The sequence below is a fragment of the Croceivirga lutea genome (genome assembly GCF_014235875.1).
Taxonomy (GTDB): domain Bacteria; phylum Bacteroidota; class Bacteroidia; order Flavobacteriales; family Flavobacteriaceae; genus Croceivirga; species Croceivirga lutea.
The window spans coordinates 151,509-164,260 of the sequence record NZ_JACJUK010000007.1 but is presented as its reverse complement, the minus strand read 5'-3'; the positions used below and the strand labels follow the sequence as shown (position 1 = coordinate 164,260).

The 12,752-nt window shown below is 41.6% G+C and carries 9 protein-coding genes; 1 reads left to right on the top strand and 8 read right to left on the bottom strand.

What is annotated here, in order from left to right:
• A partial coding sequence (locus H5V42_RS12990) for a galactose-binding domain-containing protein (RefSeq protein WP_206682548.1) occupies positions 1-1,409 on the top strand: 1,409 nt, incomplete at its 5' end.
• Between the two features lie 374 nt (positions 1,410-1,783).
• On the opposite strand, the gene rhaT is transcribed toward H5V42_RS12990, so the two are convergent.
• The 8 genes from rhaT to H5V42_RS12950 form a co-directional block, all read right to left on the bottom strand.
• Positions 1,784-2,836 carry an L-rhamnose/proton symporter RhaT gene (gene rhaT, locus H5V42_RS12985; protein ID WP_185783600.1) on the bottom strand — a complete coding sequence of 351 codons (1,053 nt, stop codon included), beginning with the start codon at positions 2,834-2,836 and terminating at the stop codon, positions 1,784-1,786.
• Positions 2,837-2,862: 26 nt separating this feature from the next.
• Entirely contained in the window at positions 2,863-4,260 is a 1,398-nt protein-coding gene (locus H5V42_RS12980) for a sulfatase (RefSeq protein ID WP_185783599.1), read from the bottom strand.
• Positions 4,253-5,695, bottom strand: a complete 1,443-nt coding sequence (locus H5V42_RS12975) for an arylsulfatase (protein ID WP_229665672.1) — start codon at positions 5,693-5,695, stop codon at positions 4,253-4,255. Before H5V42_RS12975 ends, H5V42_RS12980 begins: the two co-directional genes overlap by 8 nt.
• Positions 5,696-5,780: 85 nt before the next feature.
• On the bottom strand, positions 5,781-7,202 hold the full coding sequence (locus H5V42_RS12970) for a sulfatase (RefSeq protein WP_229665673.1): 1,422 nt from the start codon (positions 7,200-7,202) through the stop codon (positions 5,781-5,783).
• Between the two features lie 205 nt (positions 7,203-7,407).
• The gene (locus H5V42_RS12965; RefSeq protein ID WP_206682547.1) at positions 7,408-8,502 is read right to left on the bottom strand and encodes a PKD domain-containing protein; all 1,095 of its coding nucleotides are present in this window, start codon (positions 8,500-8,502) and stop codon (positions 7,408-7,410) included.
• 33 nt (positions 8,503-8,535) lie between these two features.
• Positions 8,536-9,948 (bottom strand): arabinose isomerase, encoded by a 1,413-nt coding sequence (locus H5V42_RS12960; protein ID WP_185783596.1) that lies wholly within the window; start codon positions 9,946-9,948, stop codon positions 8,536-8,538.
• Between the two features lie 63 nt (positions 9,949-10,011).
• Positions 10,012-11,346, bottom strand: a complete 1,335-nt coding sequence (locus tag H5V42_RS12955) for a sulfatase (RefSeq protein ID WP_390809402.1) — start codon at positions 11,344-11,346, stop codon at positions 10,012-10,014.
• Positions 11,347-11,523: 177 nt separating this feature from the next.
• Positions 11,524-12,750, bottom strand: a complete 1,227-nt coding sequence (locus H5V42_RS12950; protein WP_188669521.1) for a mandelate racemase/muconate lactonizing enzyme family protein — start codon at positions 12,748-12,750, stop codon at positions 11,524-11,526.
• Positions 12,751-12,752 lie beyond the last annotated feature (2 nt).

Here is a 12,752-nt window from a genome sequence, read left to right as displayed (position 1 = left end):
ATAGAACGGACTGTTGTTCCGGGCGTTTGCAGGGTGCGAAACTTTACGTGGGAAATAGCGAAAGCAATGATCCAAACGATTTTACAGAGGTAGCTACGTTGACCGGTAGTGGAAATTTGCAAAATTTCAATAACCTCGATGTCAGCGGGCGTTATGTGATGGTTCGTCACGTACGGCAAGAGTTCCTGAGTTTGGCCGAGGTGCAGGTGTTCGGAGAGTTAAGCACCGACGCGCCTAAAGCGAATATAGCTTTGAACAAACCCACGGTGCAGTCTTCTACAGATTTTGACGGGCCCTCGTCCAGGGCCGTAGATGGGAATACTCTAGGGAATTATTTTACACAAAATAGCGTTACACACACCGGTAGAGAAGCTAATCCATGGTGGCGCGTAGACCTTGGTGACACCTATGATATTTCTGATATTGAAGTGTTCAATAGAACAGACTGTTGTTCCGGGCGTTTACAGGGTGCGAAACTTTACGTGGGAAATAGCAAAAGCAATGATCCAAACGATTTTACAGAGGTAGCTACGTTGACCGGTAGTGGAAATTTGCAAAATTTCAATAACCTCGATGTCAGCGGGCGTTATGTGATGGTTCGTCACGTGCGGCAGGAGTTCCTGAGTTTGGCCGAGGTGCAGGTGTTCGGAGAGTTAAGCACCGATACAACTACAGATAATAACCTAGCCTTGAACAAACCTGCGGTGCAATCAACATCTTCACCCGTTTGGCCGGGGTCTGCCGCCCTCGCAGTAGATGGGAATGCTTCAGGGAATTATTATACACAAAATAGTGTTACACACACTAGTAGAGAAGCTAATCCATGGTGGCGCGTAGACCTTGGTGACACCTATGATATTTCTAATATTGAAGTGTTCAATAGAACGGACTGTTGTTCTGGTCGTTTACAGGGTGCGAAACTTTACGTGGGAAATAGCGAAAGCAATGATCCAAACGATTTTACAGAGGTAGCTACATTGACCGGTAGTGGAAATTTGCAAAATTTCAACGGAATTTCCGTTCGTGGTCGATATGTATTGATTCGTCATGTTAGATCAGAAATACTTAGTCTAGCCGAGGTGAGGGTTTTTGGTTCACTGGCCACAGGTACTACAAACCTCAAAGCGTTTGTTGCTAGTAATGAGATAGAGGAAAATACCAGCGTTTCTTTATATCCGAATCCTACGTCCGGTGAGCTGTTTGTTAACTTCACGGAAAAATCAGAAAATGAAACTGTTTCACTGGTAGTTTTCGATGCTAACGGAAAGACCTTGTTCGAAAAGGACTATGGTTTCGATTATGGGATTGTCGAAAGAATAAATCTTGATTTTCTTCCCAACGGGATTTATTTTTTACAGATAATAAAAGGGACTGAAAGGCAAGTTGAATCCATTGTGATTTCAAAATAAATTTCTTTAAGTCAAACAATTAGCCTGAACTATTCCAAGCTGTGTTGCTGGATGGTTCAGGCTTTTTAATTTTCATTTATACAAGTATGTAAACCTAACTATCTTAACAAAATCAACCCCTTCTTTTTCCTAGGCAGTATCTTAACAGGTGTCAATAAGCTAGAAGGAACCCAATTCGCCTTAGCATCCCAATTTTACTATGATAGAATTGTTATCCATTCTTGAGTCTGTTCATGGTCATTAAAGTACCTCTGCGATAACCGCTACACTTCCCATGTTTAATTTTGAATAACTAACAAAGCCAATATGGTGTTAGGTTAGCACTTGTTCCTTATTGCAGGTTGCAGTTCAAAGCTGTAGTCAGATTACCATTTTTAAATAGAATTCCCGATCCCCACCAAAACCACCGACAAAAGAATAACCCCAATACCGGCGATTATGGTCATTTTGGTTTTTTTTGCGACTCCTTTCCATTCTTTGCGATAGATGCCCCACAGGTTCGCGGTTAAAATGATGGTGGACATATGCAGTATCCAAGAGCTGGCTCCGTTGCCTAGTTTACTTTCTCCCATTCCGTAAAAAAAGAACTGTAAAAACCAGATGAATCCGGCTAAAGCAGCGAAAGCCATATTTTTGGCAATAGGGGAGTCCGTATTCACGAAATCGGTATATGATTTGTTTTTAAGGCTTAATAGGATGGTCCAAACGAGGTTGGTGGTGAGTCCGCCCCAAAGGATGACCACAAAAGTGACGTTGTTGGCAAACAAACTATCGTGACCTGCTGCTATGGCCGCCTCCGCCAAGGGTTTGCCCGATTCAATACCGAAATTGAAAAAGGCACTTAGAATTCCGGAGAGTATGGCCACAACTAAGCCCTTTACGAGATTGAACTCCACCACGGTCTTCTTTTTTTCCGCGTCAGAAAGCTGTTTTTCTTTTAGCATTCCGGCCTTCCCGCAAACCGCAATGCCCAAAATACAAACGACCACCCCCAAGAGAACAACCTGCCCCCCCGTAGATGCCAACATTTCGGTAAAGGTCACCTTTCCCTCTGAAGGAACTAGATTGTAATAAATAGGCGGAACCAATGCCCCAAAGGCAGCGCAAAATCCAAGTACAACAGAATTGCCCAAAGACATCCCAAGGTAGCGTATCCCCAAGCCGTAGGATAGTCCGCCAACACCCCAGAGCAGTCCCATGACGTAGGTGAAAAAGAGTAAACTTCCTGATGCATCAGCAATGATTTCAGTAAAACCCGGAACGGTCAACCATGCGGCAATGGGTGGCACCACTAACCAAGACATGAGACCACCCACCATCCAATAACTCTCCCATGCCCATCCCTTGACCTTGTTATAGGGCATATAAAAACTACCGGCCGCTACGCCGCCTAAGGAATGAAATAATACGCCTAATAGTGCTTGCATACTTTTTGGACTAAAATCGGTTCAGATTATATTTTTTCTACATACTCAGGATTCAGCTGGTCTGGAATTGGCGCATCGGTTCTTTTCCACCATTGTTTCAAGAGGCCTAACAGCTCGTTGGTTTTGTCAGGATATTTTTCAACAAGATTATTCTTTTCACCAATATCATCAGCTAGGTTGTACAATTCCATCCCATCATCTTCAAAATAATAATGTAGTTTCCAATCGCCTTTTCTTATCACTGAACCAGGACGGGTTCTAAACAAAGGGTCCCTGTTTTCATTGTCATCTACATTATAGGCCTGTAAATAAATGGGAAAATGCCAAAATAGCAGACGTTCCAAGTTTTCTTCCTTCTCTTCCAAAAGCACCGCTAAATTTTCACCATCCAAGTTAAGGGAGTCTGACGCAACACCAGCGTAATGCAGAATTGTTGGAAATAGGTCCAGATTGGTTATCGGAATATCCGATGTTGTCTCTGGCCTTATTTTTTCATTAAAAACAAAGAAAAAAGGTTCCCTGATTCCACCTTCGTAATAACTACCTTTACCTGCCCTTAAGGGTTTTTGTTTGGTGATGCCGTACAAGCCTCCATTATCTGATGTAAAGACAATCACTGTTTTTTCAAACAATCCCTTCTCCTTTAATTTGTGGACAAGCAAACCGATATTCCTATCCAAATTATCGACCATGGAGGCATATTCGGCGTTTCCTTGACCCTGCCAGGGCGACTTTTTCGCGTATTTAGGAACAATACTATCTACGGGCATGATGGGCACATGTACTGCGTAAGGAGCATAGTTTAAATAAAAAGGTTTTTGAACCGTATCGATGAATTTTAGGGCTTTTTCAACAATCAAATCCGTAAGGTATTCCGCACTTCCTTTTTCTATGGTCACATTTTTATAGGGAGGATAGTAGCTTTTGGGGAGCCCGTTATGACCCCCTGCGATGTTCACATCAAAACCGTATTCCAAGGGGTTGTCGCTCAAATGCCATTTCCCGGCTTGGCAGGTCGTATAACCGTTTTCCTGCAGGACTTCTGGAAGTATCTTAAATTGAGTTGGTAGGGTGTGGGTATTTTTTGTGGGAATAAGTTTTCTGTCTTTGGCTTTTCCGCGTTCGGAAGAATTCACAGTATAAACACCGTGCCGGGGCGTCCATTGACCTGTCATTAAACAGGCCCTACTCGGGGCACAATTGGAAGCGGAAGCGTAGCCGTTGGTAAAGACCATACCTTGGCTGGCCAACTCATCTAAATTGGGGGTTTCGTAGTATTGACTGCCCATAAAACCCACATCTTTCCACCCCATATCATCTACATTGATGATGATGATATTGGGTCTGGTTATTTCTTTTGGTTTAGTACTGCAAGAACTTATTATGAGAATAAGCAAGGGTATAATACGGAGGAGTTTATTCATTGTTCTGGTAATTTTCAAATTCAAAGCGAAATACTTCAGATGGTGTTCGTTCTTCCTTCATGATTTGTTCAATCCTAGCTACGATTACCGGATTGTCTTCTGCTATATTATTTTCCTCACCAGGGTCTGCACTTAAATCATACAATTCAATTGCGGCATCTGGATTGTTGGCCATATTCAAACGAATCCCTTTCCAATCTCCCATTCGAACGGCCTGTTTGCCTCCCCGTTCATGAAACTCCCAGTACAGGAAATCATGTTTACGTTGTTCTTCACCGAGCAATTCTGGCAGAAAGGAAATTCCATCCGTATTTTCAGAATGGGATAAATCCACTAAATCTACAACCGTTGGAAGAAAATCCCAAAATGCGGATACATGTTCAGAAACAGAATTTTCCTTAATGGTTTTTGGCCAAAAGGCAATCATCGGTACCCGAATGCCCCCTTCATATACATCTCGTTTATATCCCTTAAATTGTGCATTACTATTAAAATAATCGGGGTCAGCACCTCCCTCTTGATGCGGACCATTATCAGAAGTGAAGACAATCAGCGTACTGTCAGCAATACCCAAATCTTCAACTTTCTTTCGAATTTCACCAACCTGCTTATCCAACAAATACACCATTGCAGCAAAGGCCGCATGGGCTTCCTTTTGTGAACCGTAAGGGCCTTTTCGATACTGTGTACCATCATCTAGACCAACATATTCCTTTTCGGGTAAATATTTTCCTCGGAATTTTTGGAGCAAGCTATCAGGTACCAAAAGCTCGGCGTGGGGAATAATGGACGGATAATACATAAAAAAAGTCGTGTCCTTATTTTTTTCTAGAAACTCCAATGATTTTTGATGTATCTCATCCGGCGCATACGTTCCTTCTTTTTTACCCTCATTGTCTATTAGGGCTACTTTATTTTGATTCTCCCATAAATGATAAGGATAGTAATTATGACCCATTCGCTGACAATTATAGCCATAGAACATATCAAATCCTTGCCGGTTGGGGTCACCTTCAGAACCGGGATACCCTAGGCCCCATTTACCAAAGGCCCCGGTAACGTAGCCTGCGGATTTTAAAAGTTCTGCAACGGTGATCACTGATGAATCCAATGGGTATTGCCCTTCTGGCCTAATTTCTTTGTTGCCCCTTATGAAGGTATGGCCCGTATGCAGACCTGTCATTAAAGCAGAACGAGAGGGCGCACAGACTGTGGAACCGGAATAGTTTTGCGTAAAAAGTATACCATCTTGGGCGAGCTTATCCAAATTTGGGGTTTCAAATTTTTTCTGTCCTGTAATGCTTAAATCGCCATAACCCAAATCGTCGGCCAAGATGTAAATGATATTAGGCTTCTTTTCAACAACCCTTTCCTTTTCTTGTGCTTTCTCCCCACAAGAAAAAAGGATTATTGGTAAAACAATACATAGTGCCAACCGAAAAGTTTGCCCCTTATTTTTTTTATTTTTAAAATTGATTTCTACCATTTGCTATCCAATCGAAAATTTTATTTACGCCATCCTAGTTTTTTTGTAAAAAATCCTCTCCCCATTTCTCCCTTAATTCCTTCGCCAATTGGCTTACTGTTTCTTGATGTTCTGGAAGCTCCGCCAAATTATTCAATTCTAACGGGTCTGTTTTATGATCGAACAACATTCGGGCATAGGCAACACCATCATCCTTTGTCCATTCGGTATAAAACAAATCACCTTTAATTAAAGTCACCGCATCCTTAAATTTAGATACCGCCCAATCCTTTTCTTGTGGTTCCCCATTTAAGAGAGGTACAAAACTTTGGCCTTGAACGGTCTTTGGCACCTCTAGGCCAACCAATTCGGCCAAACTGGGGTAAATGTCGATATATTCTGTAATCGCATTTGTTGTTTGCCCATTGGTTTTTCCAGGAACTTTTAGTAGTAAGGGTGTTCTTAAAGCAGTTTCAAAAGTGACATGTTTACACCATAATTTGTGGTCTCCCAAATTCCAACCATGATCACCCCATAGAATAACAATCGTATCATCTTCTAGATTCAATCGTTTCAATTCGTCTAAGACTAAACCTATTTGGGAATCAACATAACTCACACAAGCATAATACCCGTGAATGAGTTCTTTTGCCAATGGCTCTGGAATATCTCCTTTTTTGGGAATATTATTATACTGACGCAATTCGCCAAAATTATGAAATGCCTTTTTGGGTGTACTTTTTGGCTGCGTATGGCTTTCAGGTAATTCAATTTTGCTTCTATCATATAAATCCCAATATTTCCTTGGGGCATTAAAAGGTAAATGGGGTTTCATAAAACCGAGGGCAAGAAAAAATGGTTGGTCTCCATGCTGCAATTTTCTTAAATCCGCAATGCCTTTTTGGGCTATTTTACCATCAAAATAGGTGCTGTCCGCAATTTCAATGGTCTCGAAGGCCGGTCCGTAACCAATATCTAATGCTTCTTTTGCATTATTGGGCATTTGATAGTCCCTTACATTGCCTTTGGGAAACCATCTGGAATCCCACGCGGCAATATCATCTTTACCATTATGGTAAATCTTTCCGTTAGATATGGTCGTATAACCATTTTGTTTTAACAACTGGGGTAATGAGACTGCTTCTGGGTAATCTGCATCTTTCTGGGTTCGAGCATCTAAAAATCGATAACGTGTAGGTCTGGAACCGGTAAGTAAACTTGCCCTTGATGCACCACATACAGGCACATTACAATACGCACGATTGAAGACCATGCTCTCGCTGGCCAGTTTATCCAAGTTGGGTGATGCTATATGCTTTGCCCCATAAAAATTCAATTCAGGCCGTAAATCATCAACCGCAATAAACAGTATGTTTTTAGGTTTGTTAGGCTGGCTTACTTCTTTTTTTTGTGTCATATCCTTACATGATGCGGCCAAGAGACTGCAAGTAAATAGGTATATGATGAGTTTTTTCATTTTAAGAGATTGCTTGAGCGATTGGAAACCTTAAATGTTTATTTCTTAATCCCTGAAAATACAATTTGGAATTGCTCAGACTATCCTGTTAAGTCCTGTTTTGCTAGTTATGGCTTAACAAACCCGAACCAAAGAACAATTGAACAGCTTTGCCAGCTTATCAATCCTATTCTCATTTTCAATATTGACTTAAATTTCTGCCATACTATTTCGTAACAATATCCCAAACTTTGGAACGTATAGATTTTCCACTTTCATCTTCCACAGTGAGTACCACGGTCCAGTGTCCTGTGCTAGAATATTGATGTATAGGATGACGCTCTTCTGAGGTAGTACCATCACCAAAATCCCATGTCCACTTTTCAACGCTGCCTAAGGATTCGTCTTTAAACGCAAAAATCCGCCTGTCTCGATCAACTTCAACAAATGACCAATTAGCTTGCAATCCGGGTTGTAACGATTCAATCAAGGGCATTAAACGAAATGCATTCATATAATCGCCATCATGAATCATGTTGGTATTGTGGGCCAAGTTTATAAAATCTTTTCGCACTTTATTTTCATTGTCATAGTCTAGAACACACCACGACATGGAAATTATCTCGTTCTCTTTTAGTTCTGATACTACCGAACTATTGATGCCTTCAATAGCAGCGTAATCAAATGGTGTTATCCAAAACTCCATTTTAAGCGTACCTGATTTGCCTTGTTCTAAATTATGACTATAGGCTGCATTTGCAAAAGGAAAATCTTTAATCCAAGGGGTATTGCCCCAAACCATGGCCCAGTCTTTATGTATTGCGGGCATAAAGACATGATAGTTCTGCGCATGTGCACCGTGCCCTCTAAAATGTAATTCTTCGATTGGAATGTTTCGCTTATTTGCATTCCATTTTTTAATGAAATTTCCACCGGAAACATCAGCATCAACTACCAATTCAAAGATATCTTGTTTGATATTCAATTGTTCAAACTCCCAGAAATCATCATAAACTTCCACATAAAAATAAAGCCTATTCAAGTTTTTCACCCAGCCTACTTTTACTGAAATATCCAAATCGTTGGCATCAAGGTTAAAACCGATACCATTGACGGTTTCTTTCATTTGGTCCAAACCAATAGCATAGGAATCGGGAACCATATTCCAATCAGAAAAATCTCCGTCTATACGTGGCATTTTATGTTGTGGGAACTGGAAAATGGTATAAGTGGTATCTGGATTTGCAGTGGCATACAATCTATGCCCAGTGCAGGTAATTGTAAAACCAAAAACAAGAAATAAAAGAATATTTTTCATCATAATATGTTCATTAAACTCATTTCAATATCAACTTCAACAAACACGCACCACCCTAAGATTCAATAGATTCCCCAGTTTTTCAATTTTGTTCGCAATATGACCCACGCCAATAGCACAATGGTGCGATGGCCCTTGTTTGGACCATTCGTTCATAAACGCCCTTGCCCCAATGGAAAAACGGTAACGACTGTTGGTATTGCCAATGTGTAACACCGGTCCTTCAACGGATTCGCCTTCGGCCACTAACAAAAACACATCGTCTTTTCCTTCAACAACGGAGAGTAACGTTACCGGACCGTGCTTTACGGTCATTTGAATGGATAAGCCCTTGCCCGGTTTGCCATGATATACGGGCAAAGGAACTAATTCCACGTTTCCTTCTGCAATGGCAAAATGTGCAGGACCGTCATGCCCTAACATTACAATATCATCATTGAAATCCATCGCATAAAACTCAGAGAACGAACCACCAACCCCAAAGGCATCCATGATTTTCATGGCTTGGGCATTCTTGACTTCGTATTCGCCTGCAACCGGTACGTTTTTCCCTGTTAGCAAGGTGTTTCCAGCAATTACTGAAGTCACTATATTTTCATATTCGTTGCCGTTTTCGCCTTCGTAATAGTAGGCCAAAGACCCTAAGTCATGGTTTTGTACTAATTTGTCCAAGGCTATCGATGTTTTTGCAGCCCTTATCAGTTCGGCATCTTCGCAAGCATCAACGACTTCAAAGGTGTTTTGGAACTCCGCTAACTTTCCGTCGACTTCAACAGCGGTAACGGCATCCCTGTATTTTTTAAGTTCACACATTTCCACGATTTCGATGTGCGTACCAAAAGCGGCGGATTGTTTGGTCAAATCGGAATATACATCCAACATACCGCCGTAATAGTGACCTAAAACGCCCAAGCGATTGTGGTTCATCACAGATTTTACACGGGCGGCATCAATCCAATCTTGAATCTCGGTCCAAACGGCTGGCTCGTCTAAATATCCGGTCACAAATTCATACCCTATGCCTGAGCGGTTAAAAACATTCGCCAGTTCTGGTACGGAACAGGCTTGGCAATGCGCTAACCATTCGCCAGTCATTTTTCCGCGGTCGCCCAAGGCATTAAAACGTTCGTAATCTATGGCGGCCACGGGTTGTATGTTCAAAATCACCACAGGACAATTCAACTTTTGTACCACGGGTAAAACGGTTGAAGACAACGCATAAGTGGAGACATATAAGAATAGCATATCCACATCTTCCGTTTTTAGGGTTTGTGCCGTTTTGCGTGCCTTTTCCGGGGAATCCACCAAACCCACATTGACCACCTCGGCCCCAAAACCTTCCATCTTTTGAGCAATCTGATTTTGATAGCCTTGCAAACGTTCCAACAAACCCTCAAATTGTGGCCAATAGGTATCCAACCCTATTCCGAATAATCCAACTTTTATCATTATTTGATTTATTTTAATGTTACGTCAAAAGACCTCTTCCGTTTTACAGGTGACTTTCTAGCATCAATCCAACCTTGTTTTTAGTTTATACGTTAATTCTTCCACCAGTTCCTCATGTTGCCCTGCCACGTTCTTTGTTTCCTTTTCTGTTGACGTATGGTCGTATAATTCCACAAATCCGTCTTTATGAAGAATCATCCTATGGGTTGGCGTTCTTATGGTTGAAGCCTTGCCGTTATACGCTATGGCGTCATGACCTGTGGTATTTGGGTCCGCCACTATTTTTTTTAAGGACACCCCATGGCCGTACTCAGGGATTTCAATTCCGGCCAAATCACATAAGGTGGGAAAGATGTCCACGGTTTCAACAATAGCATCTGTACTGGCCCCTTTGTTTTTCATTTCTGGATGGTGAATTAGTAGGGGCGCATGTAATGATTCCTCAAATAAACTATGTTTTCCCCAAATGCCGTGTTCTCCCAAATGCCATCCGTGGTCTCCCCAAAGGACCACAATAGTGTTTTTGTCTGCCCCAGTTCTTTTCAATTCTGCCAGTATTTTGCCCACTTGGGCATCTGCATAGCTCACACATGCCGCATAGTGCCGACGAACATCATCGGCAAATTCAGGGTCCGTATTAGGATTTTTACCCCAGCGATGGTATCTCATAAATTCGCCTGAGCCGTGCCATGTGGTTTTTCCTTTTGGTTTTTGAGGATATTTTATCTCTGGAAATACAACGCCATTGTACCTGTCATAATACGTTTTTGGTGCACCAAAGGGTAAATGTGGTTTGATGATGCCGACCGCCATAAAAAATGGAATGTTGGTATTCTCGGCAAGTGAGTTCAATTGCCTTATAGCTTCATTAGTAATTGCCCCGTCTGGATACACATTATCATCTCCTGCTACGGTCTGAAATACATCCATTTCGCCCGACTTTACCCTTACCTCTCCATTGGCTAAACCGTGCATCATTCCACGTGGATGTTCCCATTCCGCAACGGGCACAAGATGTTTGTCCCAAGCATTAGGCATTTCAACTATTGAACTGTCATTCCAATTCTTGCCACCTCTCCCCCCTGGATGATGTGAAACTTTCCCGACAGAAACCGTAGTATAGCCATGCGATTTAAACCATGCTGGCATCGATTTATCCACCTTTTGAGTGCCTTCGTTCATTATATCTGCTCTTTGAAAAAGAGCATTATTGCCTACGGGGCCAAATTGTCCTGTCAATAATGTGTAACGCGATGGACCACAACTTGGGGAATTCACAAAATGTTTGCGGAATCTAATCCCTGTTTCCGCAAAAGCGTCAATATTTGGTGAGCTAATATGCGTTGCGCCGAAACTCTTTAATTCTGGACGAAGGTCATCTAGACAGATGAGCAACACATTAGGTTTTTTAACAACTTCTATTTTTTTACAGCTCGTAATGACAAGCGATAGCATCGCATAAAAAAAAGGACTGATTCTTTTAATTCTCATCATTATACTTTTTGAATAGTTTACAGATTAACATTCCTCAAAACGATTTCAATTTTTATGCTCGGGCATTTATTCGTTTAGTTTTTAAATGTCTATATATAATTTGGTCATGCTTTTTAGTCGTTCCTCGTCCAATACCAACCCAAATCCAGGTGCTTTCTCCAAGGCATAATAGCCGTTGGATAGTTTTTTGGTGGGTGATTTTATAATACAATCCATGTACAGGGCAGAATCCTCTTTTTTCTCAATGGCTTCTACCCAATCGGCTCCAACACCTATGGCCAGTTGTTGCCATGCCGAACAGGCTGGGCCTACCAAACTATCATCCCCCACCATAATTTTACCACCTACCTCACGTATTTTGTTTGCTAGTAGTGCCGTTTGTTTGAAACTGCCCATAGTAGATGGGTGCATGTTGAAGATGCGCCCCATATCAGGTCGAATCGTTTCCATACCTTTCCACGAAGGTCGCATGGGCTTATCGGGAATTAAAGAGAGTTCGCCCACCATCCCTTGTAAGGTCGCCCATTGATCGTTGCTCATTTCGGCAGGGTCCTCAATGGCATTTAAACCATTGTCCTTAAATACGTTTATGATATCGGCAAGTTCCTTCAAGGAACTCCAATTTTTGTAACCACTATTAACATCTGAAATTACTACTGAATTCTCTCCCAATACCCCTCGAATAATCTTCAATAATTTCAGGTCAAGCTCCTGCTCACCGTACATCTTGAATTTAAGGTGATGGCCTAGGTTTTGTTCCAGACTTTTTTCTGCTTCTTTTCGCACTTCTTCCTCATCTTTATACAGAATGCAATAAAGTCCAGGTACGGCATCACTATAGGGTAGATCAAGCAGTTCTACTCCGGGTTTTTCTTGCAAACGACCTGCAACATCTAATAGTGCCACATCCATAAATTCCATTTCCTTTAAGGAAGTGGCACTGTCGGGCACTTGTTGTGATTGCAACAATTCTTGAGCTGCCGAAACGGTCAGTCCCTTAAATTGTTTTACATAGTTTACCCAACTCACCGGTTGCAGATCGGGTACATTTCTTGAAGCTGGAATTTCAGACCAACCATAAAAGTCCCCTGCAGTCAATTTCATAAACAAATGTTGGCGGTTGTACCAGGTTCCGAAAGAAAAATACCTAGGTATATTGATATCGTATCTATACAATTCAATCTTGGTTATCTTTTCATCCAGTAGCGTAGTTTTTCTTTTATCCAAACAAGAACTCAATAAGGGATAGGTCGCGCCTACAAGTCCCAAGGCTGACACGTCTTTTATAAATTTCCTCCTATCATTCATAG